18 protein-coding genes, 3 tRNA genes and 1 pseudogene are annotated in these 23,497 nt (G+C 71.4%); 10 read left to right on the forward strand and 12 right to left on the reverse strand.

Annotated features, from left to right (window positions below; translation table 11 throughout):
* Nucleotides 1-3: 3 nt before the first annotated feature.
* The 4 genes from OG520_RS27740 to OG520_RS27755 form a co-directional block, all read right to left on the reverse strand.
* On the reverse strand, nucleotides 4-1,935 hold the full coding sequence (locus tag OG520_RS27740; RefSeq protein ID WP_266419527.1) for an ABC transporter ATP-binding protein: 1,932 nt from the start codon (nucleotides 1,933-1,935) through the stop codon (nucleotides 4-6).
* Nucleotides 1,935-3,668 carry an ABC transporter ATP-binding protein gene (locus OG520_RS27745; RefSeq protein WP_399326510.1) on the reverse strand — a complete coding sequence of 578 codons (1,734 nt, stop codon included), beginning with the start codon at nucleotides 3,666-3,668 and terminating at the stop codon, nucleotides 1,935-1,937. The genes OG520_RS27740 and OG520_RS27745 overlap by 1 nt, the downstream gene beginning before the upstream one ends.
* A 169-nt stretch (nucleotides 3,669-3,837) precedes the next feature.
* Complete coding sequence (locus OG520_RS27750) at nucleotides 3,838-5,283, reverse strand: FGGY family carbohydrate kinase (RefSeq protein WP_406014996.1); 1,446 nt, start codon at nucleotides 5,281-5,283, stop codon at nucleotides 3,838-3,840.
* Nucleotides 5,284-5,431: 148 nt separating this feature from the next.
* Nucleotides 5,432-5,731 (reverse strand): YtxH domain-containing protein, encoded by a 300-nt coding sequence (locus OG520_RS27755; RefSeq protein ID WP_406014997.1) that lies wholly within the window; start codon nucleotides 5,729-5,731, stop codon nucleotides 5,432-5,434.
* A gap of 194 nt (nucleotides 5,732-5,925) precedes the next feature.
* On the opposite strand from OG520_RS27755, the gene OG520_RS27760 reads away from it, so the two are divergent.
* From OG520_RS27760 to OG520_RS27785, 6 genes are all read left to right on the forward strand, one after another.
* Nucleotides 5,926-5,998 (forward strand) — tRNA-Asn (locus tag OG520_RS27760).
* A 5-nt stretch (nucleotides 5,999-6,003) separates the two neighbouring features.
* Nucleotides 6,004-6,076, forward strand: a tRNA-Asn gene (locus OG520_RS27765).
* A gap of 233 nt (nucleotides 6,077-6,309) precedes the next feature.
* Nucleotides 6,310-6,383 (forward strand) — tRNA-Ile (locus tag OG520_RS27770).
* A gap of 455 nt (nucleotides 6,384-6,838) precedes the next feature.
* Nucleotides 6,839-7,039, forward strand: coding sequence for a hypothetical protein (locus OG520_RS27775; RefSeq protein WP_406014998.1), 201 nt, complete (start codon nucleotides 6,839-6,841; stop codon nucleotides 7,037-7,039).
* Nucleotides 7,040-7,167: 128 nt separating this feature from the next.
* Nucleotides 7,168-9,051, forward strand: coding sequence for an ABC transporter ATP-binding protein (locus OG520_RS27780; RefSeq protein WP_406014999.1), 1,884 nt, complete (start codon nucleotides 7,168-7,170; stop codon nucleotides 9,049-9,051).
* 57 nt (nucleotides 9,052-9,108) lie between these two features.
* A complete protein-coding gene (locus tag OG520_RS27785) occupies nucleotides 9,109-10,374 on the forward strand; it encodes an MFS transporter (protein ID WP_406015000.1) in 1,266 nt (421 codons plus the stop codon).
* 16 nt (nucleotides 10,375-10,390) lie between these two features.
* On the opposite strand, the gene OG520_RS27790 is transcribed toward OG520_RS27785, so the two are convergent.
* The 3 genes and pseudogenes from OG520_RS27790 to OG520_RS27800 all read right to left on the reverse strand — a co-directional run bounded on the left by OG520_RS27790 (nucleotide 10,391) and on the right by OG520_RS27800 (nucleotide 14,472).
* Nucleotides 10,391-11,773: a carboxyl transferase domain-containing protein gene (locus OG520_RS27790; RefSeq protein WP_406015001.1), complete on the reverse strand. Its 1,383-nt coding sequence runs from the start codon at nucleotides 11,771-11,773 to the stop codon at nucleotides 10,391-10,393.
* On the reverse strand, nucleotides 11,766-13,157 hold the full coding sequence (locus tag OG520_RS27795) for an acyl-CoA synthetase (RefSeq protein ID WP_406016581.1): 1,392 nt from the start codon (nucleotides 13,155-13,157) through the stop codon (nucleotides 11,766-11,768). Before OG520_RS27795 ends, OG520_RS27790 begins: the two co-directional genes overlap by 8 nt.
* Before the next feature lie 105 nt (nucleotides 13,158-13,262).
* A pseudogene (locus OG520_RS27800) lies at nucleotides 13,263-14,472 on the reverse strand (nitrate/nitrite transporter).
* A gap of 147 nt (nucleotides 14,473-14,619) precedes the next feature.
* On the opposite strand from OG520_RS27800, the gene OG520_RS27805 reads away from it, so the two are divergent.
* Complete coding sequence (locus OG520_RS27805; RefSeq protein ID WP_389971145.1) at nucleotides 14,620-15,051, forward strand: Lrp/AsnC family transcriptional regulator; 432 nt, start codon at nucleotides 14,620-14,622, stop codon at nucleotides 15,049-15,051.
* Here the strand turns inward: OG520_RS27805 and OG520_RS27810 are convergent.
* The 4 genes from OG520_RS27810 to OG520_RS27825 all read right to left on the reverse strand — a co-directional run bounded on the left by OG520_RS27810 (nucleotide 15,029) and on the right by OG520_RS27825 (nucleotide 18,889).
* Nucleotides 15,029-16,549 carry a GAF domain-containing protein gene (locus OG520_RS27810; RefSeq protein ID WP_406016582.1) on the reverse strand — a complete coding sequence of 507 codons (1,521 nt, stop codon included), beginning with the start codon at nucleotides 16,547-16,549 and terminating at the stop codon, nucleotides 15,029-15,031. The two genes, OG520_RS27805 and OG520_RS27810, sit on opposite strands and share 23 nt — an antisense overlap.
* A gap of 110 nt (nucleotides 16,550-16,659) precedes the next feature.
* Nucleotides 16,660-17,697: a rod shape-determining protein gene (locus tag OG520_RS27815; RefSeq protein WP_406015002.1), complete on the reverse strand. Its 1,038-nt coding sequence runs from the start codon at nucleotides 17,695-17,697 to the stop codon at nucleotides 16,660-16,662.
* A gap of 148 nt (nucleotides 17,698-17,845) precedes the next feature.
* The gene (locus OG520_RS27820) at nucleotides 17,846-18,412 is read right to left on the reverse strand and encodes a hypothetical protein (RefSeq protein ID WP_385334540.1); all 567 of its coding nucleotides are present in this window, start codon (nucleotides 18,410-18,412) and stop codon (nucleotides 17,846-17,848) included.
* A 33-nt stretch (nucleotides 18,413-18,445) separates the two neighbouring features.
* On the reverse strand, nucleotides 18,446-18,889 hold the full coding sequence (locus OG520_RS27825) for a MarR family winged helix-turn-helix transcriptional regulator (protein ID WP_399326470.1): 444 nt from the start codon (nucleotides 18,887-18,889) through the stop codon (nucleotides 18,446-18,448).
* A 151-nt stretch (nucleotides 18,890-19,040) separates the two neighbouring features.
* Between OG520_RS27825 and OG520_RS27830 the strand changes: the two genes are divergently transcribed.
* From OG520_RS27830 to OG520_RS27840, 3 genes are all read left to right on the forward strand, one after another.
* Nucleotides 19,041-20,060, forward strand: a complete 1,020-nt coding sequence (locus OG520_RS27830) for an NADP-dependent oxidoreductase (protein ID WP_399326468.1) — start codon at nucleotides 19,041-19,043, stop codon at nucleotides 20,058-20,060.
* An 89-nt stretch (nucleotides 20,061-20,149) separates the two neighbouring features.
* Nucleotides 20,150-20,578, forward strand: a complete 429-nt coding sequence (locus OG520_RS27835; RefSeq protein WP_266419559.1) for an organic hydroperoxide resistance protein — start codon at nucleotides 20,150-20,152, stop codon at nucleotides 20,576-20,578.
* A gap of 114 nt (nucleotides 20,579-20,692) precedes the next feature.
* Complete coding sequence (locus OG520_RS27840; RefSeq protein ID WP_406015003.1) at nucleotides 20,693-21,475, forward strand: EI24 domain-containing protein; 783 nt, start codon at nucleotides 20,693-20,695, stop codon at nucleotides 21,473-21,475.
* A 45-nt stretch (nucleotides 21,476-21,520) separates the two neighbouring features.
* Here OG520_RS27840 and OG520_RS27845 read toward each other — a convergent pair whose 3' ends face one another.
* Nucleotides 21,521-23,476, reverse strand: a complete 1,956-nt coding sequence (locus OG520_RS27845; RefSeq protein WP_406015004.1) for a flavin monoamine oxidase family protein — start codon at nucleotides 23,474-23,476, stop codon at nucleotides 21,521-21,523.
* Nucleotides 23,477-23,497 lie beyond the last annotated feature (21 nt).

Consider the following 23,497-nt stretch of genomic DNA (forward strand, 5'->3'; position numbering starts at 1 on the left):
TTCCTAGTCGACTTCGGCGACCGCCTGCGCGAACTGCGCCGAATACAGCCGGGCGTAGGCACCCTCGGCGTCCAACAGCTCCTCGTGCGTGCCCTGTTCGACGATCGAGCCGTTCTCCATCACCAGGATGACGTCGGCGTCCCGGATGGTGGAGAGCCGGTGCGCGATCACAAAGCTGGTACGGCCATGGGCCAGGCGCGCCATCGCCTTCTGGATCAGGACCTCCGTACGGGTGTCGACGGAGCTCGTCGCCTCGTCGAGCACCAGGATCACCGGGTCGGACAGGAATGCCCGCGCGATGGTGATCAGCTGCTTCTCGCCCGCGCTGACGCCGGAGCCCTCGTCGTCGATCACCGTGTCGTAGCCGTCCGGCAGCGTACGGATGAACCGGTCGGCGTGGGCCGCCTTCGCCGCCTCCTCGATCTCCTCACGGGTGACCTCGCGCGACGCGCCGTACGCGATGTTGTCCGCGATCGAACCGCCGAACAGCCAGGTGTCCTGGAGGACCATGCCGATGCCCTGCCGCAGCTCGTCGCGCGACATCTTCGTCACGTCGACCCCGTCCAGCGTGATCCGGCCGCCCGTCACCTCGTAGAACCGCATCAGCAGATTGACGAGCGTGGTCTTGCCGGCCCCGGTCGGGCCGACGATCGCGACCGTGTGACCCGGCTCGACGCTCAGCGACAGATCCTCGATGAGCGGCTTCTCCGGGTCGTAACGGAACGACACCTTCTCCAGCGAGACGTTGCCCCGCAGCTCCTCGGGGCGCTCGCGCTCGCCGGGCGCGGGGTCGGCGCCCTGCTCCTCGGCGTCCAGCAGCTCGAAGATCCGCTCGGCCGAGGCGATGCCCGACTGCACCAGGTTCGCCATCGAGGCGACCTGGGTCAGCGGCATCGAGAACTGCCGCGAGTACTGGATGAACGCCTGCACGTCACCGATCGACAGCGACCCCGAAGCGACCCGCAGACCACCCACGACGGCGATCAGCACATAGTTCAGGTTGGAGACGAACATCATCAGCGGCTGCATGATCCCGCTGTTGAACTGCGCCTTGAAACCGGCCTCGTACAGCGCTTCGTTCTGCTCGGCGAAGTCCCTCGCGGACTCCTCCTGCCGGCCGAAGACCTTCACCAGGGTGTGCCCGGTGTACATCTCCTCGATGTGGGCGTTGAGCTTGCCCGTCACCTTCCACTGCTGCACGAACTGCGGCTGCGAGCGCTTGCCGACCTTCGTGGCCACGACCACCGAGAGCGGCACCGTCACCAGGGCGACCAGCGCCAGCAGCGGCGAGACCCAGAACATCATGACGAGCACGCCGACGATGGTGAGCAGGGAGTTGATGAGCTGGCCCATCGTCTGCTGCATCGTCTGCGAGATGTTGTCGATGTCGTTCGTCGCCCGGCTGAGCACCTCGCCGCGCTTGGCCCGGTCGAAGTACGACAGCGGCAGCCGCGACAGCTTCGTCTGGATGTCCTCGCGCAACTGGAAGATGATCCGGTTGATGATCCGGATCGACAGCCGGGTCGCCACCAGCATCAGCAGGCCGGCGCCGACATAGACCGCCAGCGCCACCAGCAGTACGTCGCCCACCGCACCGAAGTCGATGCCGTGACCGGGGACGAAGTCCACCCCGGAGAGCATGTCGGCCAGGCCGCTGCTGCTCTTGCGCAGGCCCTCGATGGCCTGGTCCTTGGTCGTCCCCTCGGGCATCTCCCGGCCGACGACCCCGGCGAAGATGAGGTCGGTCGCCCGGCCGAGGATCTTCGGCCCGACCACCGACAGGGCGACGCTCAGCACCGAGGCCGCCAGCATCACGTACAGCGGGGTCTTCTCCTTCGCGAAGCGCCTCAGCAGCCGCTTCGAGGACCCCTTGAAGTCCATGGACCGGTCGGTCGGCGCCCCGCCCGCCATCATGCGTCCGCCAGGCCCGGCCATTACGCGGCCTCCGCTTCCGTCAGCTGGGAGAGCACGATCTCCCGGTACGTTTCATTGCCGTCCATCAGCTCGTGATGGGTGCCGGAGCCGACGACCCGGCCCTCGTCCAGCACCAGGATCCGGTCCGCGTCGCGGATGGTGGACACCCGCTGCGCCACGATCACCACGGTCGCCTCGGACGTCTCGTGCGTGAGCGCCCCGCGCAGCGCGGCGTCGGTGGCGTAGTCGAGTGCGGAGAACGAGTCGTCGAAGAGATAGATCTCCGGGCGCTGCACCAGCGTCCTGGCGATGGCCAGACGCTGCCGCTGCCCGCCCGAGACATTGGTGCCGCCCTGCGCGATCGGCGCGTCCAGACCGTGCTCCAGCGCCGTGACGAACTCCTTGGCCTGCGCGACCTCCAGCGCGTGCCACAGCTCCTCGTCGGTCGCGTCCGGGTTTCCGTACCGCAGGTTCGTCGCGACCGTCCCGGAGAACAGATACGGCTTCTGCGGAACGAGACTCACGGTCTTCGCCAGCAGTGCCGGCTCCAGCGTCCGCACATCCGTACCGTCGACCAGCACCTGGCCGTCCGTCACATCGAACAGCCGCGGCACGAGCCCGAGCAGCGTCGACTTCCCGCTGCCCGTCGACCCGATGATCGCGGTGGTCTCGCCGGGGCGGGCCACCAGATCCACCGCCCGCAGCACCGGCTCCTCGGCGCCCGGGTAGCGGAAGTCCGCACCGCGCACCTCCAGATGACCGCGGGCGGCCAGCTCGCGGACCGGCTTGACCGGCGGGACCACGCTGGACTCGGTCTCCAGGACCTCCTGGATGCGCTCGGCACAGACCTCGGCGCGCGGCACCATCATGAACATGAAGGTGGCCATCATCACCGACATGACGATCTGCATCAGATAGGCGAGGAAGGCGGTCAGCGCGCCGATCTCCATGCCGCCGCTGTCGATGCGCTGGGCACCGAACCAGAGCACGGCGATCGACGAGACGTTCACGACCGTCATCACGGTGGGGAACATCAGCGCCATCAGCCGGCCCGTGGACAGCGCCACATCCGTCAGCTCGGTGTTGGAGCCGCGGAAGCGCTCCTCCTCGTAGCCGTCACGGACGAAGGCGCGGATGACCCGGTTGCCGGTGATCTGCTCGCGCAGCACCCGGTTCACCGTGTCGAGCCGCTCCTGCATCGTGCGGAACAGCGGACGCATCCGTTTCACGATGAGGCTCACCGCGATGCCGAGCACCGGCACCACCGCGAGCAGCACCGCCGACAGCGGGACGTCCTGGCCGAGCGCCATGATGATGCCGCCGACGCACATGATCGGGGCCGACACCATCAGGGTGAAGGTCATCAGCACCAGCATCTGGACCTGCTGGACGTCATTGGTCGTACGGGTGATCAGCGAGGGCGCCCCGAATCGTCCGACCTCACGGGCCGAGAACGACTGCACCCGGTCGAAGATCGACGCCCGGATGTCACGGCCGAGCGCGGACGCGGTACGGGCGCCGAAGTAGACGGCCCCCGTGTTGCAGACCACCTGGCCGATGCTGACGGCGATCATGATGCCGCCGAATTCGAGGATGTAGCCCGTGTCCCCCTTGACGACACCGTTGTCGATGATGTCGGCGTTCAGGGTGGGCAGGTAGAGGCTGGCGCAGGTCTGCAGCAGTTGGAGGAGGACCAGCAGCAGGATGGGTTTTCTGTACGGACCGAGATAGGCCCGCAGGAGTTTTATGAGCACGCGTGTCTCTCGGAGTCGGCAGAGGGCGGGAGTCGACCCATTTTCCGGCACCGGGGGCCGCGACTGCGAGTAATTTTACTCAAGACCAGGTCAAAAAACAGACCGAGTACACAAGTGGAGGGGTTCATCTCCACCGGTGTACCCGGTCATATCCGCACAGGTGGACTGCTCAGCCGGCGGAGTCGAACGCTCCGGGGTGGATCTGGTCCCGCGTCGCCACGTACTGCTGGCGTACCGCCTGCCCGACCGCCAGCTCGTCGCCCGGCTCCAGCACCTGCGCCGCGGCGCCCTGCCAGGCCGGGGGAGTGAGCGGATCGGCCGTCCCCTGCGAGACGCCCAGCGCCCAGGCCGCCTGCCGGGCCGCGCCCAGCGCCGCGTACTCGGCGGGCTGCGGCACGACCACCTGCGTACCGAACAGTGCCGGAGCGAGCCCCTGCACGGCGGGCAGCTCGGCCGCCGCCCCCAGCAGGAAGACCCGCCGCACCTCGACGCCCCGGCCGCGCAGCACGTCGAGCGCGTCGGCCAGCGAGCACAGCATCCCCTCGAACGCCGCCCGCGCCAGATGCTCCGGCTTCATCGACTCGCGCCGCAGCCCGCACAGCGTCCCCGCGGCATGCGGCAGCTGCGGCGTCCGCTCGCCCTCCAGGTACGGCAGGAGCACCAGCCCGGACGCGCCCGGCGTGGACTTCAGCGCCAGCGCGGAGAGCTCGTCGAGGCCCTCCATGCCGAGCATCTCGGCGGTCCCGCGCAGCGCCCGTACCGCGTTGGACGTGTGCACCACCGGCAGGTGCTTCCCGGTCGCGTCCGCGAACGAAGTGATCATCCCGGTCGGATCGGACAGCGCCTCGTCGTGCACCGCCATGACCGAGCCCGACGCGCCCAGCGACACCACCGCGTCGCCGACCCCGACCCCGAGCCCGAACGCCGCCGCCATCGTCTCGCCGGTCCCCGCGGAGATCAGCAGCCCCTCGGGCGTCGTCCCGGCCGCGTCGGCGGGACCGAGCACCTCGGGCAGCGCGGCCTGGTGCCCGAGCGCGAGCTCCACCAGATCGGGCCGGTAGGAGCCGGTGTCCGCCGACCAGTAGCCGGTGCCGGACGCGGCCCCCCGGTCGGTGGTCCGCCGGGCGGGACGCCCCAGCAACTGCCAGACCAGCCAGTCGTGCGGCTGGAGCACCGCGGCCACCCGCTGGGCCGCCTCCGGCTCGGTCCGCGCCAGCCAGCGCAGCTTCGACACCGGCTGCGCGGCCTGCGGCACCGCCCCGACCGCCTCGGCCCAGGGCTGCCGCCCGCCGAGTCCATCGATCAGATCGGCCGCGGCGACCTGCGCCCGCTTGTCGTTGCCGAGCAGCGCCGGGCGGACGAGATTGCCCTGGCGGTCCAGTGGCACCAGACCGTGCTGCTGGGCGGAGACGCCGATGGCCTGCACCCCTTCGAGCAGCCCGTCGGTGGCGGCCTCGCCGAGCGAGAGCAGCCACGCCTGCGGGTCGACCTCGGTGGCCTTCGCCTCGACGGGGTGTGCGGCGAACCCCCGGCGCAGCACGGCGCCCGTGTCCGTATCGCAGACGACGATGTGCGTGAAGGCGGAAGAACTGTCCAAGCCGGCGACTATCCCCATGCCCCAGATTCTGCCGCACCGCCGGAGCTTTTCCGTACCGGTGGTGCGGCAGCGGTGGGGACAGCCCTGAGAGCCTGTCGGGTGACCTCCGACCGGGCGGCCACGTGCCAGGGCGTGGCCGCCCGGTCGGAGGTCACCCGACAGGCTCTCAGGTATTGGTGGTGCCCCAGTCGTCCTCGCCGTTCCGGCCGCGGTTCCGCAGCGAGCGCATCCGGTCGGCCACCGAGGCGGGGACCTTGTCGCCGACCTTCTCGCTCACCGAGTGGTACGCCTTGCCGGCCAGATCGCGGCCGCTCTGCGCCGCGGACTCGGCGGTATTGCGCACGGCCGGATTCTGGGCGAACTGGCGTGCGGACTTCTTCAGCTGCTCGTAGCGCTCGCGCCCGGCCCGTGTCCCGATCACGTATCCGAGGGCCAGTCCGGCGATGAACGTGAGCCGGTACCGCATGGCTGCCACCCTTCCTTGCTCAGTGCGACGCTCAGTGCGACGTGTGCTGCCCGACCTACCCGCGGGCACCGGAGATCACCCCGGGGGATACCGATTGGCAAAGCACCCCCCTGCTTGCGCTAATGTATGTGTCGCAGCGAACGCGCGCCGCCCGGCAGCAGCCAGGTAGGTAGGGTTCGGTGCATACGCAGCAATCCCCTGTAGCTCAATTGGCAGAGCAGCCGGCTGTTAACCGGCAGGTTACTGGTTCGAGTCCAGTCGGGGGAGCGCGATCCCCTGTAGCTCAATTGGCAGAGCATTCGGCTGTTAACCGGAGGGTTACTGGTTCGAGTCCAGTCGGGGGAGCGGAACGGAAGAGGACCCCGAGGGGTCCTTTTTCGTATGTCCGCCGACGGTCGTCACCGTGGTGCGTGTGGGATGCGTGTGACTCTTTCGCGTGTACTTCGCTCCGTCCGGAACCGGACGGCCGACGGTGAGGTCTTCATGGTCATGCGAAGCCGACCATCCGGAGCGAGAGATCGTATGACCGGCTATGCTGCGGCAGACGGCGCGCACACTTGTACGCGCCACGCCGAAAAGGGGCGGTAGCTCAGCCGGTTAGAGCAGCGGACTCATAATCCGTCGGCCGTGGGTTCGAGTCCCACCCGCCCCACTGCCGATGTTCCGGCAGAAACGTTATGACCTGCGTATACGTAGGCGCGAGGGCCCTCACGGATTCCGTGGGGGCCCTCACCATAGCCCCGTAGCAAGATCAAGTGGCCGCGCCCCGGCCCGGCGGGTCGTGTCGGTGAGGTCCGGTCGGGGCCCGCCCGTCCCGCGTCGAAGCGTCAGTGCGTCGGTGCGTCAGTGTCCGTACGGGCGGCCTCGATTGTGTGCGGCCGGAGGACGGCCGTGACGTCGTCGCGAGGTGTGCGCCGCCGTCGGCCGCCCCGACGGATGTCCGGAGAGTCACTTATGACAACGCTCTGAAGGGCTACGGTATTTCGTCCCTTTTTATCCTTGATTTCGGCTTCTACGACTTGTTGGCCGCAGGGGTCGGACGTAGTGTCGAAAGTGCCGCAGCAAGAGCAAGGAGCGGCGCAGCGAACTCCTCCAGAGGAGGCGAAGATGAAGGTACGCAGCATCTTCGATTACAGGAGCCACGGCGGTGGCGGTGGCTACGGTGGCGGACGCGGCTTCGGACGCGGACGCGGTGGCTACGGACGCGGCTTCGGCTTCGGACGCGGACGCGGCGGTTACGGCCGCGGCGACGGCGGTGGCGGACGCGGCGGTTACGGCCGTGGCGGCGGCGGTGGGTGGGGCTACTGACCCCACACCCCCGACACCATCCCCGAAACGAGGCAGGCTCGCGCTGCGGCGCGGGTCGGTCTCGCGGTTTTGGGGTCCGCGCCTATGGAGATGGTCCATAGTCCGAGCACTTCTGTGACGTGACGCCCATGCGCCTCCGCAGCTCGTTCCGGCGCCCAGCGCCCCCCGAAGAGACTCCTCAGGACTCGGTGACGGATGTCCCGATCCGCACGGATCCCATCAGCATCGTCGTGGCGTTCCGGCGCTTCTGGCCACTGACCAAGGGTGACCGGCGCTGGCTCATCCTCATTCTCCTGTGCGCGGTCCTGGCCGCCATCGCCGAGACCATCACGGTCCTGCTCTTCGCCAGACTCACCGACACCGCTCTGCAGACCGGCTCCGTCAGCGCTTTCTGGAAGCCTGCCGGCCAGTGGCTCGCCGTGGCCGTCATCGGCGCAGTGCTGGGATATCTGGGCAACTCGCTCGCCGCCTGGGTCGCCGAACGCTTCGTGATGAGGCTGCGGGCACGGGTATTCGGACATCTTCAGATGCTTCCGCCGCACTTTTACCAGCGCAATCGCCGCGGTGACCTGGTGGAGCGGCTGACGGGTGACGTGGAAGCCATCGAAGCGCTCGTGGTCTCCGGCATCGTCGGGGCGGCATCGGCCCTGTTCGGCACGCTCTTCTATGCCGCTGCCGCTCTGTGGCTGCGCTGGGATCTGGCCCTTGCCACCTTTGTCATGGTGCCGCTCTTCTGGTTCACGACCACCCGTTTCGCCGGGCCCCTGCGCGCGGTGTCCCGGCGCGGTCGGGCGGCGGACGGTGCCATCACGGCCGTGGTCGAGGAGACGTTGGTCAACGTCGTCATGACCCAGGCGTACAACAGGCAGCACGATGAGGAGGAGCGGCTCCTCAGCAAGGCACGTATCCGGCTGAGGACAGCGGTGAAGGCCGTCCGCCTCACCGAGTTCTACGAGCAACTCGTCGAGGTCCTCGAAACGTTGTGCGTCCTGGCGATCATCGGTCTGGGGGCGTGGGAGATCTCCCGGCATCGGATGACGCTCGGACAGCTGCTGGCCTTCGCCGCCTTCATCGGCTACCTCTACCCGCCGATCCGTTCGCTGGGCCAGCTCGGCCTGACGGCCACCGCCGCGACCGCGGGCGCCGAACGACTGCTGGAGATCCTCGACGCCGAGCCGGCGGTCACCGACCCGGGCGATTCCGTGCCCGTGCCGCCGCGGAGCCGGGCGCTCGGCGAGGTGGAGGCGCGGCAGGTGTTCTTCCACTACCCCGGCAGCGACGAGATGGTGCTCCGGGACCTCTCGTTCTCCGCAAGTCCCGGGGAGCTGCTGGTCATCACCGGCCCCAGCGGTGCGGGCAAGTCGACCCTGGCGGCGCTGCTGCTGAGGTTCTACGACCCGGACGCCGGCAGCGTACGGCTGGACGGTGTGTCCGTGGACCGGCTGCCGCTGCCCTACCTCCGGCAGAACGTCACGCTGCTGCCGCAGGACACGCTGGTCCTGCACGACACCATCGAGAAGAACATCGGCTGCGGAAGTCTCGACGCGAGCCACGACGATGTGGTGCGGGCCGCGCGGGCGGCCGACGCCCACGAGTTCATCGAGGTCCTCCCGGAGGGATATGACACCGTCATATCCACCGGCACCTCCCGGCTCTCCGGCGGCCAGTTGCAGCGCATCGCCATCGCCCGCGCCATGCTGCGCGACGCGCCCGTTCTCCTCCTCGACGAGCCCACCACCGGACTGGACCGGCTGGCCGCGGAGCGCATCCTCGAACCCCTGCGGCGGCTGGCCCGGGGCCGCACCACCATCGTGATCACCCACGACCTGGCCCTGGCCGCGGACGCCGACCGCATCCTCGTCCTGGACGAGGGGCGGCTGGTGGAATCCGGCACGCACACCCAACTTCTCGACAGGAGCGGCCTGTACGCCACACTGTTCGAGCGCCGCACCCACCCGCACAACGGAACCGTGTACAAGCCTGCCAGGACGTCAGGAATCCACTGGAGATAGCCGGCCGCCGGCACCCGGCCACAACGGCCGGGCCCGACCCGGTCGTTACTATCCGGCGTGAGCGAAACGACCGAAGAACCCGCCGCCCGCCGTCGCATATTCGCCGACCTGACACCGCTGCGGAGCTCCCCCGACTACCGGCGGCTCTGGTTCGGGAACACGGTCTCCTGGATCGGGCAGGGGATGACCTCGCTCGCCGTGTCGCTCCAGGTCTACGACATCACCGGGTCCGCCTTCTCGGTCGGGCTCATCGGATTCTGCTCGTTCCTGCCGCTGGCCGTCTTCGGGCTGTACGGCGGGGCCGTCGCCGACACCATGGACCGCCGCAAGCTGGGCCTGGCCAGTTCCGCCGGGTCGTTCGTGCTCTCCGTCGCACTCGTCGCCATCACCGTCGCCGGGGTGGAGCAGGTGGGGCTGCTGTACGCGATCGTCGGCCTCCAGGCGGCCTGCTTCGCGGTGAACGCGCCCGCCCGCAGCTCGATGATCGCCCGGCTGCTGCCGCCCGAGCAGCTGCCCGCCGCCAACGCGCTCACCTCCATGACCGGCACCACCGGCACGCTGGTCGGGCCGATGCTCGGCGGGCTCGTCGTCGGCTGGTGGGGCTACCGGGCCGCGTACACCGTCGACGCCATCACCTTCACCGCCTCGCTCTACGCGATGTGGCGGCTGCCCGCCATGCTGCCGCAGCGCGAGGAGGGCGCGGGGGACAAGCGGGCGTCCGTCGCGGACGGGCTGCGCTTCCTGGGGGCCAGGCCCAACCTCCGGATGACCTTCTTCACCGATATGTGCGCCATGCTGCTGGCCCACCCCCGGGCGCTGTTCCCCGTCGTCGCCGTCCTCTGGTACGGCGGCGACGCGAAGACCACCGGACTGCTGGTCGCCGCCCCGGCGCTCGGCGCGCTGCTCGGCGGGGTGTTCTCCGGCTGGCTGGGGCGCATCCGGCGCCACGGCCTCGCCGTGCTGCTCGCTGTCGCCTGCTGGGGTACCGCCATCGCGGTCTTCGGCCTGACCCGGCAGCTCTGGCTCGGGCTGCTCTTCCTGGCGCTCGCCGGGTGCGCGGACACCACGTCGATGGTCTTCCGCAACACCATGCTCCAGGCGGCCGTGCCGGACGAGATGCGAGGGCGGCTCCAGGGCGTGTTCATCGTCGTCGTGGCGGGCGGGCCGAGGCTCGGCGACTTCCTGGCGGGATCGGTCGCCGACCTGACCTCGCCCGGCCTGGCGGTGACCGGGGGCGGGATCGCCTGTGTCGTCGCCGTCTCCCTGCTGGCGCTGCGGTGGCGCGGGTTCGCGCGGTACGACGCGCGGGACCCCCAGCCGTGACCGCCCCGCCCGCGCCTCACCCCCGCGGCACGTCCCCGGCTCCGTCCCGCGGCCCCACCACCGAGCGGGCGAAGCCCAGTTCCACCAGGTCCTGGGGGCGCAGCCGCAGCTGGTCGGCCGTGGCACGCACCTCGTCCGGGGCGCGCTTCAGGATCGCCGCCGCCGGCTCAGGGGCGATCACCGAGAAGTAGCTGTCCCGGGTGACATGGGTGTTCCCCGGTGCCGCGAGGGCCAGCGCGCCGCCCGAACCGCCCTCGCCCATCACCAGGGTGGTGACGGGGACCCGGGCCTCCGCCATCGCCGCGAAGGCGCCTGCGATGGCGGCGCCCGCGCCTGCCCGTTCCGCCTCCGCGTCGTTCGCCGCGCCCGGGGTGTCGATCAGCGTGAGCACGGGAACGCCGAGCCGGTCGGCCAGCCGGATCACCCGCGCCGCCGTGCGGTAACCGGCCGGGCGGGTCGCGGTGCCGCACTGGGCCACGTACGCGATGGACCGGCCGCCGCGCCGCCCGAAACCGCAGAGCAGCCCGGGGTCCGTACCCCCGCAGCGGTCGCCGCAGAGCGGGAGCCGCTGGTCGAAATAGGCGTCCAGATACGCCTCGGCGCGCGGCCGGGCGGGCGAGCGGGCCTGCCGGACCGCGTCCCAGCCGGTCACCGGAAGGCCGGTGGCGGACAGGGCGTCCGGCACCGGGGCGGGGAGCGCCGGGGAGCCCGGGGCCTGGAGCGCCCGCAGCCAGTGGGCCACCGTCTCCGGGAGCTCGTCCGGCGGGACGACCGCGTCGATCTGGCCCGCGGCCAGCTGGCCCTCGGCGGTGTACGCGTGGGGATCCGCGTCCGGGGGCCGTACCCGGGAACCGGCGAACCCGACCTGGGCGCCCGGCAGCGCCAGGATCACATCGGCACCCGCGCCCAGCGTGGCCCAGCCGCCCCCCGTCGTCGGGTCGCGCAGGACCGCGAGCTGCGCGGGGCCCGCCGCCCGCAGCCGCGCCGAGGCACGGGCCACCCGCTGGAGCTGGGTCAGGGCGGCCATGCCCTCCTGCATCCGGCTGCCGCCCGTCGCGATCAGCGAGACGAGCGGCAGCGCCCGGCTCCGGGCGGCCTCGTACGCGGCCTCCAGCCGGTCCCCGGTGCGCTGCCCCAGCGAACCGCCCAGGAACCCGAACTCGAACGAGACCAGCACGCAGGCCCGGCCGCCGACCGAGGCGAGGCCATGGACGACGGACTCCTCCTCGCCGGTACGGGCGGCGGCGCGGGCCCGGGAGTCCGCGTACCCGGCCCAGGCGAGGGGCCCGTCCCCGGCGCCGTCACGGCCGGGCGCGGTGGCGTCCCCGGGCTCCCCGAGCTCCTCGAAATCCGCGGTGAGGGCCGCGATGGCCGCTCTCGCCGTCAGCCGGTCAGGCATGGAGCGACCGCTTCATGATCTTGCCGGGGTCGTTGCGGGGCAGCGCGTCCAGGTAGCGGACCGTGCGCGGGCGCTTGTGCGGGGACAGCTGGGCGGCCACATGGTCCGCGAGCTCGTCCCCGGACGGCGGCGACGCCGGGTCGGCCGGCACCACCCAGGCGACGATCCGCTCGCCCAGATCCGGGTCCGGCTCACCGGTGACGGCGGCCTCGCGGACGCCGGGGTGGTCCAGGAGCGCGTTCTCGATCTCCCCGGCGCCGATCTTGTAGCCGCCGCTCTTGATCAGGTCGGTGGCCTTGCGCCCCACGATCCGTACGTAGCCGTCGGCGTCCCGGGTGGCCATGTCCCCGGTGCGGAACCAGCCGTCCTCGGTGAGTGCGGCGGCCGTGGCGTCGGGGCGGTTCAGATAGCCGGTGAAGAGGTTGGGGCCGCGCACCTGGATCTCGCCGATGGCATCGGGTCCGGTCGCGCCCTCGGCGAGGACGGTGCCGTCCTCCTCGACCAGGCGGAGCTCCACGCCGCGCAGGGGCGCGCCGACCGTTCCGGGGCGCGGTTCGCCGTCGGCCCGGACGCCCGTGTTCATCAGGGTCTCCGTCATGCCGTACCGCTCGATGACCCGGCGGCCGGTGGCCGTCGCGATCCGCTCGTGGTCGTGCACCGGCAGCGCGGCCGACCCGGACACCAGCAGCCGGGCTCCGGCCAGCGCCTTCGCCAGTTCGGCAGCCCCGGGGGCGGAGCCGTCGAGGGCCTCGGCCAGCCGGTGGTACATCGTCGGTACGCCGAAGAGCATGGTGCCGCCGGACGACAGTTCCCGGGCCACCCCGTCGGTGGAGAACCTGCCCAGGTGCCGCACCGATCCGCCCCGCCGCAGCGGCCCCAGCACGCCCAGGATCAAGCCGTGCACATGGAACAGCGGCAGGGCGTGGACGAGCACGTCGTCGTCGGTCCACTGCCAGGCGTCCTCCAGCGCGTCGAGCGAGGCCGCGATGGCCCGCCGGGGCAGGATCGCGCCCTTGGGCGGGCCCGTGGTGCCGGAGGTGTAGACGATCAGCGCGGGGGACTCGGGGGAGGGCTCGGGGAGCGCGGCGCCGGCGCCCTCCCCGGCCGTGTCGATGTCGATGCGGTCCAGCGCGTCCAGCACCGGCGGGAGCATGTCGCCCGCCCCGGCCAGCACCACGGTCGGTTCGCTGTCGGCCACGATGTGGGCGAGTTCGCGCGTCCCCGTCTTCGGGTTGAGCGGAACCGCCGGCACCCCGGCACGCAGCGCGGCCACGACGGCGACCACCGTCTCGGGGGTGGGGGTGGCCCAGACGGCGACCCGCCCGGCGCCGACGAGACGCGCGGCGAGCGCGCTGGAGGCGATGGCCAACCGGTCGTAGGTCATGGTGTGTTCGCCGAACCGGGTGGCTTCCCGGGTCGAACCGTCATCCGGCACAGAGAGAAGAGGAGTCACCCACCGCACCCTAAGGGCTGTCCCGAACGAGAGACCCTAGTCCCGCTTGAGTCCCCGCATGCGGCCGTACGCGTACACGCACCCCGCGAGCGCCAGGTCCGACAGCAGCATGAAGCCGATCGAGTACGAGCCCTTCGCGCTGTAGATCGCCCCCATCACCAGCGGCGGCACGAAGCCGCCCAGCCCGCCCATCGCGCCGACGATCCCGGTCACGCTGCCCACCTTCGCCTGCGGCGTCACCTGCGAGACGAGGGCGAAGACGCTGCCGCTCGCGGTGCCCAGGCCCGCCGCCATGCAGAGCAGCGCGATCGTGCCGCCCGGGGCCAGCGGCGGGTCGAAGGCCTGGACGATCGCCATCAGGGCGGCCAGGCCGAGCGCCGCCGCCGTGACCACGGCCGGGTGGACGCGGTCCGAGAGCCAGCCGCCGATCGGCCGGAAGACGACCGTGACCAGGGCGAATCCGGCGGCCTTCGTGCCGGCGTCGGTGGGCGACAGGTCGTACCAGGTCTTCAGATACGTGGGGAGATAGACGCCGAACGCGACGATTCCGCCGAAGCCGATCGCGTACAGCGCGGACAGCTCCCAGGTGACCCGCAGCCGTCCGGCGTCGGCCAGCCGGTGGGCAAGCGAGTCGGTCGGCACCGGGCGGCCCGGCCGGTCGGTGACCAGCACGGCGGCCAGCGCCGCGTACCCCACGAGCGCCGCCGCGACCACCAGGTACGGCAGGTTGTCGCCGTGCCCGGCGATGCGCGGGGTGAAGTACCCGGACAGGGCGACCCCGCCCATCCCCATGCCGAACACCCCGAGCGCCAGGCCCCGCTCGGCGGGCGGGAACCACGAGTTGAACCAGCGGGATACCGATCGCGAACGTGGTGCCGCCCAGGCCCAGCAGGAAGCCCACCGCGAGCATCGCGCCGTAGGAGTCCCTCGCCGGGATCAGCAGCAGCACGGGCACGATGGTGAGCGCCGAGACCAGCGGGAACATCAGCCGTGCGCCGTACTTGTCGGTGAGCGCGCCCGCCGGGATCCGGCCCAGCGAGCCGACCAGCACCGGCACCGCCACCAGCAGCGACTGCTCTAACGAGCTCAGCCCCAGCCGCTCCTTGTAGTCCCCGGACAGCGGCGCGATGAGATTCCAGGCCCAGAAGGTGAGCCCGAAACCGATCGTGGCCATCACGAGGTTGCGATAGGCGGCCGAGGACGGTCTGTCGACCGTGGTGGGGGACTGCTTGACAGCTGTATCCACCTCTTCAGTCAAGGGCGGGCGCAGGCCCTGGGCCTGCGCAAATGCGCCAAGCGGGTCACGCGCGTCCGGCGGCCGGGAGCGGGGGAGGGGTATCGCCGGGCGCGACTTGCCCAGTCACGAACCGGACAAAGCTGCGACAATCGCAGTATGGACCGTCTGGACAGAGAAATCCTCGGCGTTCTCCAGGAGGATGCCCGGATCTCGTACCGCGATCTGGGCGTACGGGTCGGGCTCAGCGCCAACGCGGCGGCCGACCGGGTACGCCGACTGCGCCGCGACGGCGTCATCCGCGGCTTCACCGTGATCATCGATCCGGCCGCCGACACCCGTACCGGCCTGGTCGTCTTCATCGATGTGACGCTGCGGATCGATACGACGAACGAGGTGTTCGAGCGGGCCGTGCTCGCCCTGCCCGGCATCACCGAAGTGGTCCATGTGACCGGCGGCCACGACTATCTCGTACGGGCCACCGTCGCCGACACCGCGGCCCTGGACGGCCTGCTGCGCAGGCTCAAACGGGAGGCGGGGGTCGCCCACTCCAGCACCCGGGTCGCGCTCAGAGCGGCGCCTGCCAGGTGACGGTCGACGGGCCCGAGCCGCCCTCCTCGCGCCCGTCGTCGGCGACCGTCAGCCGTACCGCGGCCCGCCCGTCCGGCAGCTCGGCCGTCGCGTCCACCTCCACCTCGATCGCCGACACCCCGGTCCGCCGGTGCGCGGACGCGAGGGCGCTCCGCAGCGCGGCGAGCAGCTGCCGGTCCACGGGATCCCGGACCAGTGCGTCGACCGCCCCGGTGAAGCGCACCGACGGCGGGAAGCCGAGTACGGCGGCGGCGCCCCCGGTCTCCCGCAGCACCTGGCCGCGGAAGGTGGCCGGGGCCTCGGCGGGCGGCTGCTGAAGGGCGAAGATCGCCGTCCGGACCTCCTGGATGGTGGAGTCCAGTTCGTCGACGGCCCTGCCCAGCAGCTCGTCCGTCTCCGGGGCAGCGGCCCGGCGGCGGGTCGACTCCAGCATCATCTCGGTCGCGAACAGCCGCTGGACCACGAGGTCGTGCAGATCGCGGGCGATCCGGTCCCGGTCCTCGTACACCGCGAGCTGTTCCCGGTCGTGCCGGGCGTCCGCCAGGACCAGCGCGAGCGCGGCCTGCGAGGCGAACTGCGTGGCCAGCAGCCGGTCCACGGCCGTGTACGGGCGGTCGCCGCGCCGCCGGGGCAGGGCGAGGGTGCCGATCAGCCGCCCGCCGCTCTGCAACGGCAGCATCATGCTGGGGCCGAACCGGGACCGCACATGCGTCGTCATCCGCGGGTCGGTCGCCGAGTCCTCGATGAACACCGGCTCTCCGCCCAGCAGTTGGACCAGCACCGCGGAGCCGGGCTCGATCGCCGTACCGACGATCCCGGCCGGGTCGTCGAGCGTGGACGCGGCGACGATCTCCATCCCGCCCGCCTCGTCCGGCTGGAGGACGACCCCGGCGCAGGCGTCGGCGAGCGCTCTGGCCCGTTCGGCGACGGTCATCAGCGCGTCGGCCGCGCTCCCGCCGGTCAGCAGCGCGGTGGTGACGGCGGCCGCCCCCTCGATCCAGCGCTCCCGCTGCCGGGCCGCCGCGTACAGCCGGGCGTTGGCGATGGCGATGCCGGCCTGCGCGGCCAGCGCCCTCAGCACCGCCGCGTCCGAATCGGTGAAGCCGCCGGTGTGCTTCCCGGCGAGGCAGAGGTTGCCGAAGACCTGGTCGGGGCCCTGGATCGGCGCCCCGATGAAGGGGCGCGTCGGCGGATGGCCGGGCGGTACTTTGCCGGCCCGGGGGGCGGCGGCCGGATCGTCGCGGTGCGACGGCTCCGGCCCGTCGGCGAGGACGCCGGGCATCCCCGGGTGCCCGTCCGGGAGCCGCCCGATCCGCTGCCGCTCGGTGTCGTCGAGCCCCGAGGTGTACAGCTCACCGATGGTGCCGTGCTCCGGGTCGAGCATGCCGAGCGCGCCGTACCGGGCCCCGGTCAGCGCCGTCGCGGTGTCCACGATCTGCTGGAGCATGGCCCGCAGTTCGAGATCGGAGCCGATGCCGAGCACCGCTTCCAGGAGCATCGACAGCGGGGGCTTCTCCGGGACGGGGGCCGCGGCGGCGGCCTTCTCGCCGGACGGCCCGGCGGCCGTGTCCGTCGTATCGTCGGTCATACACCGCACCCCCGGGGTGCTCAGCAGGCGAGCGGGTCGAGGACCATCGGCTCGATCTTTCCGTCCAGCATGGCACCGAGCCCCAGCACCGCGCTGACGTCCGGACGTTCCGCGATGTGCACCGACATGCCCGTCGCGTCCCGCAGCATCTGGTCGAGACCGGGCAGCAGCGCGCTCCCGCCGACCATCACGATTCCGCAGTCCACGAGGTCGGCCACCAGGTCGGGCGGGCAGTCGCGCAGGATCGCACCGAGCCCGTCCAGGACCGCGGTCAGGGGGGCGTGGATGGCCTGGCGCACGGCGGCGGTGTCGACCCGCGCCGAGCGGGCCAGACCGGTCGCCACGTCACGGCCGTGGATCTCGGTCGTGACGGGCCCCTGCGCGGTCAGACCGCTGCCGCTGAGCGCCAGTTGCAGCGGGCGCACGGACTGGCTCGGCAGCATCAGCGCATGGTGCTGACGCAGATACTGGATCACCGCGTGGTCGATGGCGTCGCCGCCGATCGGGATGCGTACGGCGCTCACGATCGAACCGAGCGAGAGCACCGCGATCTGGGTGGTCGCGGCCCCGCACACCATGATCATGGTGGCGGTCGGCTGCTCGACCGGCAGCCCGCAGCCGACGGCCGCCGCGATCAGGGTGTCGACCAGCTCGACCCGCCGGGCACCGATCCCGACCAGCGTCTCGACGGCGGCCCGCTGGGCGAGCGGATCGCTGTCGTGCGGGGTGCAGGCGGCGGCCCGCAGCCGGGGCTTGCGGCGCAGCTGGCGGCGGAGCTTCTCGCCGAGCAGATGGCGGAGCATGCGCTGGGCCATCTCGATGTCGATGACGGTTCCGCCGGAGACCGGGCGGGCCACCCGGATGTAGTCGGGGGTGCGGCCCGTCATCTGTTCGGCGAGCGCGCCGACGGCGATGAGCGACCCGGTACGCGTGTTCACCGCGGCGACGCTCGGCTCGTCGACGACGAGCCCGAGGCCCTTGACGTACACGCGGGTCCGGGCGGCCCCGAGGTCGACGGCGACATGGCAACGGCGCAACTGCTCAAGACTGACGGTCACGGCAGGTTCTCCCGGGTGCGCGGACGGTGGCACCGGCGGGCAGCCGGCTCTCTCGCATACTGCGCCGTTCGGAGTCGTGGCGCGCGCTGGGGTGAGCCGTAGGAGGTACGCGGCTGACGGGCCGACAGAAGAGGGCGGCGCGCGGGAATCAGCCCGGCAGCAGCCGCTGGAACAGGCCCCAGGTGAACTCGGCGACGTACGGCTCGCCCGTTCCCGGCGCGGTGATCGCGAGCGCCCAGCGGGTCGGCGCGCTGCCTTCCATCGGGCGGGCCGGCGGGAAGGCCCGCGCGACCTCGTCGACCGTGCCCGACCAGGGGCGCAGATCCTCGACCGCGCGCAGCTCGGGTACCGGCGCCCCCGGCGCCCGGACCAGCCACTCGTTCCACACCGCGCCGCCCGGCGCGACCATCACCTCGAACCGGAGATCCGGCCAGAGCGGCACCGGCCACCGCAGCGCGTCGCACTCCAGGTCGCCGATCGTGCGGCGTACGGACGACACGGGTTCGCCGAGCACCGAACGGTAGCGGCGCAGGGCGCCCCGTCCGCCGGGTGCCCGCACCATGGCCTGCCAGCGGCGGTTGGCCTCGCGCATCTCGGCGAGCGAGGCGCTCAGCTCGTGCCGGGCGTCCTCGACGAGACCGGGCTGGTGGTCGGCCATCCGGCGCAGCAGGACGAGCTGGAACTCACGGGGGCCGAAGGGCGCGGGCGCGGTCATGGGTCCAACGCTTCCACACCCCGGATCCAGGGCCTATCCGGCGGACGGGCCCGGCTCGCCCAGCATCCGGCGCAGCAGGTCCCGCAGCATCGTCCGGTCCCCCTCCGACAGCTCGGCCAGCGGCTCCCGCGCGAAGGTGAGCGAATCGCGCAGCTGCTGCGCCGTCCGGGTGCCCAGCTCCGTCGGTGCGGCCAGCTTCACCCGGCGGTCGGCCGGATCCGGCCTGCGCTCCACCAGGCCGCGCGTCTCCAGCCGGTCGACGATGCCGGTGACGTTCGACGGCTCGCACTTCAGCTTCTGGGCGATCTTGCGCATGGGCATCGGCTCCAGGGCGAGCAGCCCGAGCACCCTCGCCTGCGCGCCGGTGAGCGAGTGGGCTGCCGCCGCCTCGTCGTACTCCTCGTAGTAGCGCGCCACGACGGTACCGATGAGCTCGACGACTTCGAGGGCCAGAGGGTCTGTGCGGGTGGTGGCCATGACACTCAGGATAGCCGGTTGCTTGACAAGGTGAAATATTCAGGAGCATGGTTGTTTCACTGCATGAAGCATTCTGCTTCCCCGGTGCGGCCCCGACCGCCCCGGTCGGAGCTTCCCCCACCCCGTAGGACATCGAGGAGAACCCGAGCCCATGTCAGCAGCACTTCCCACGTCCGGCCGCGAATGGCACCTCGTCGCCCGCCCCCACGGCTGGCCGAAGGCCGAGGACTTCGCGCTGCGTGAGGCCCCGGTCACCGCTCCCCGCGAGGGCCGTGTCCTCGTCCGCAATCTGCACTTCTCGGTCGACCCGTACATGCGCGGCCGGATGAACGACGTGAAGTCGTACGCCCCGCCCTTCAGGCTCGACCACCCCATGGACGGCGGAGCGGTCGGCGAGGTCATCGCCTCGAACGCCGAGGGCATCGCGGTCGGCGACCACGTCCTGCACGGCCTCGGCTGGCGCGAGTACGCCGAGGTCCCGGCCGAGCACGCGGTGAAGGTCGACGCGTCGATCGCCCCGCTCTCCGCCTACCTCGGCGTGCTCGGCATGACCGGGCTCACCGCCTACGCGGGCCTCTTCGACGTCGCCTCCTTCAAGGAGGGCGACGCCGTCTTCGTCTCCGGCGCGGCCGGTGCGGTCGGCAGCCAGGTCGGCCAGATGGCGAGGATCAAGGGCGCCTCGCGGGTGATCGGCTCGGCCGGTTCCGACGAGAAGGTCAAGCTCCTCGTCGAGGAGTACGGCTTCGACGCGGCCTTCAACTACCACGACGGCCCGGTGGTGGAGCAGCTGCGCGCGGCGGCCCCCGACGGCATCGACGTCTACTTCGACAACGTCGGCGGCGAGCACCTCGAAGCGGCGATCTCCTCGCTCAATCTGCACGGCCGCGTCACCGTCTGCGGAATGATCGCCCAGTACAACGCCACCGAGCCGACCCCCGGCCCGCGCAACCTCGCCCTCGTCATCGGCAAGCGGCTGCGCATCCAGGGCATGCTCGTCGGCGATCACGCCGCGCTCCAGCCGCAGTTCGTCCAGGACGTCGCCGGCTGGCTGGCCTCGGGCGAGCTGAAGTACCGCGAGACCTTCGTCGAGGGCATCGAGAACGGCTTCGACGCCTTCCTCGGTCTGCTGCGCGGCGAGAACACCGGAAAGATGATCGTCTCCCTCGCCTGACAGCCGCCCCGGCGCACCCGTTAGGCTCATCCACAGGCCGTCGCGATCGTGGGCGCGAGTCGCGGCGCACAGCAGGAGGAATCCTCAGCATGACCATTCAGGACATAACCGTTGCCTACACCGCCGTCGCCACCGCCGAGAACGGCCGTGACGGCCGCGTCTCGTCCGACGACGGCAACCTCGACGTCATCGTCAACCCGCCGAAGGCCATGGGCGGAAGCGGCGCGGGCACCAACCCCGAGCAGCTCTTCGCGGCCGGCTACAGCGCCTGCTTCCAGGGCGCGCTGGGCGTGGTGGCCCGTCAGGAGAAGGCGGACATCTCCGGCTCCACGGTGACCGCCGAGGTCTCCATCGGCAAGACGGCCGAGGGCGGCTTCGGCCTGGAGGTGGCGATCAGCGCCACCATCCCGAACGTCGACACCGCCACCGCGCAGTCGCTCGTCGAGAAGGCCCACCAGGTGTGCCCGTACTCGAACGCCACGCGAGGCAACATCAAGGTCGAGCTGTCGGTCGCCTGACCACCCCGCTCGCAGCGGACCGGGGGCCGCATCCCGCGCAGGGATGCGGCCCCCGGGCGTGTCCGCGACAACGGCCCGTCCGGCGGCGCCCTTTCCCGCCAGTACGCTGACGCCATGCGTGATCTAGGGGCGGGCTTCGGCTACTTGATAAAGGGACAGCGCTGGGTCGGCCGGCACGGACGGTGGTTCGGGATAGGGCTGCTGCCCGGACTGATCACCCTCGTGCTGTACGTGGCGGCGCTCGTCGGTCTCGGCTACGGCGCCGACGACCTGGTGGACCGGGCGACCCCGTTCGCCGACGACTGGTCCTCGCCCTGGCTCGGTCTGCTCCGCACCACCCTGACCGTGCTGGTCTTCGGCCTCGGACTCTTCCTCGCCGTGATCACGTTCACCGCCGTGACGCTGCTGGTCGGCCAGCCCTTCTACGAGTCGCTCTCCGAGCAGGTCGACCGCACCGAGGGCGGCGAGGTCCCCGAGTCCGGGCTGCCGCTCTGGCAGGATCTGTGGATCTCCGCACGCGACAGCATCCGCATCCTGGCGCGGGTGGGGCTCTACACGGTGCTGCTCTTCGCCCTCGGATTCATCCCGGTGCTCGGTCAGACCGTCGTCCCCGTGCTCGGCTTCTGCGTCACCGGCTACTTCCTCGCCGAGGAGCTCACCGCCGTCGCGCTCCAGCGCCGCGGCATGGTCCTGAAGGACCGGCTCGCCCTGCTGCGCGGCCGGCGGCTGCTGACCCTCGGCTTCGGTGTGCCGCTGGGGCTCGCCTTCCTGGTCCCGTTCGTCGCCGTGTTCCTGATGCCGGGCGCCGTCGCCGGAGCCACCCTGCTGACGCGTGACCTGGTGGCGCCCGAGGACGAGGACCCGGCGCCCGCCCCGTACACCCTCGACAAGCACTGAGGAGACCGGCCGCCCATGAACTGAGCGACGCCCGCCGGACCCCGGTCAGCTGCTGTGCACCTCCAGCGCCGACCTGACCGCCGACTCCAGCGCCCCCTCGATCCAGGCCGGCTTGATCGAGGTGTGGTCGCCGGCGAAGTGCAGCGGTCCCTCGACCGAGCGCACATGGGCGAAGAGCTCGGTGTGCTGGCCCGGCAGCAGCACCGACGCCTCGCCGTACGCGTACGGGTCGCGCATCCACGACTGGGTGGCGCCGGCGCCCGTGTAGAAGACCTCGACGCGCTGCCCGTACACGTCCTGCACCCCGCCCAGGGCGTGCGGGTAGCGCTCGTCGTCCTCCAGCGAGTCCCACTTCAGCGCGTCGTCGGCCCAGCTGTACGAGGCGAGGACGACGCCGCCCGCGCTGCCCTCGATCGGGTGGGAGGGCTGGAACATGAAGCGGTTGGCGTTGTCGGTGACCGATCCGCCGCCGATGACATGCGCCGCCTCGGGCTGGTTGCGCGCGGTGGCCCGGTACGCCGCGTAGTGCACGCGCTGGTTGGGCGGGAGGTGGCCGGACGGTACGGAGGGGTGGGAGCCCAGCAGTGAACCGTCGGCCGGCGCCTTGCCCAGCCGGTAGGCGTCGTACAGACCGGGCTTGATCCGCTCCAGCTCGGTCTTCCAGTCCTTCTCCTCGAACTCCCACCAGCGGCGGCTGAATTCGAGCAGCACCTTGGTCGCCGCGTCGTAGTGGATCTCGGTGATCGCGCGCCGCTTGCCGTACGAGAGCGCGGGCGCGACGGGAATGTGGCGCAGCCCGGAGAACGGCACGGTGATGATCGCCCGGTCACCGCGGAAGGTCTGGCGCACCAGCGGCTTGCCGTCGCGGCCCTCGGAGATCGTCTCGACCTCGACGTGGTCGGTGCCGTAGCCGATCCTGGTGGCCCGGCGGTCCAGCCGCACCACGTCCTTGACCCGCTCGTACATCGCGTCGGCAAGCGTGCCCGTACCGCCCGGCAGCTCGAAGAACGCGGTGTCCGGGCTGATCAGGGAGGCCCCGATGAAGCTGTGCACAAAGGCGAGATGGAGCCGGGACGTGAGGTTCTCGACCGTGCCGATGAGGTCGATGGTGCGCTCGTCGAGCTTGGCCGCCTCGGTCAGGAAGCGGAACATCGACCAGTGCCCGTACCGCTGGATGACTCGCGCCCAGCCCTCGACGAGCTCCCGGCCCTCCTTGCCCTCGAACTCCTGCCGCACGGGCTTGAAGGCGTCCCGCACGATCGACGCGGCGGTCTTGTTCTCGAACTCGGCGGGGACCCCGAACGAGCGGTTGACCGCCTGGGGCTTCTGCGCGTAGTCGGCCTTGCGCATCCGGATGCCGTTGACATGGATCCAGGTGCGGTTGACGGGCCGGCCCTCGGCGTCGACGTCCACCAGGTAGAAGCGGCGGCGCTTCAGACCGAAGCTGTCCATGAGGCCGGTGACCAGCGGATGGCTGTCGGGGATGCGCATCGCGCCGGCCTCGGCGTTCTGCTTCGGGTCCGCGAACGGCGCCTTCGCCCTCTCGTGGCCGCCCTGGCGGAAGGTCTTGATCCGGCCGCCGACGCGGTTGCCGTTGGCCTCGATGACGGTGACGGTGTGCCCGGCGCTGCGGAGCAGATGGGCGGCGGTGAGTCCGGCCGGGCCGGCGCCGACGATCAGCACCTTCTTGGGGCTCTTGCGGCTGCGCGGCAGGCCCTTGGACAGCAGGACGTCGCGGTAGTGGGGGACCAGCGGCTGATCCTGTTCGTCGCGTACGAGGATGGCGCGGGCGACGTTCAGGCAGGTGTTCCAGTCCGATCCGGTGGCCGCTGGGGCTAACGCGGTGCCGGCTGCGGCGGGGGAGCCGGTGGCACCGGGCGCGGCGGCGCTCGCGGTGCCGGTCGCGGCGGAGACGGCCAGGGCGGCGGCACCGGCGGTGGCGCCCGTGATCAGGGTGCGGCGGGAGGGCAGGCCGGGGGTTCCGGCGGGCTCGGTAGTCATGCGGCAACCCTGGAGCGCCCG

This window comes from Streptomyces sp. NBC_00984 (genome assembly GCF_045162475.1).
Lineage (GTDB): Bacteria > Actinomycetota > Actinomycetes > Streptomycetales > Streptomycetaceae > Streptomyces.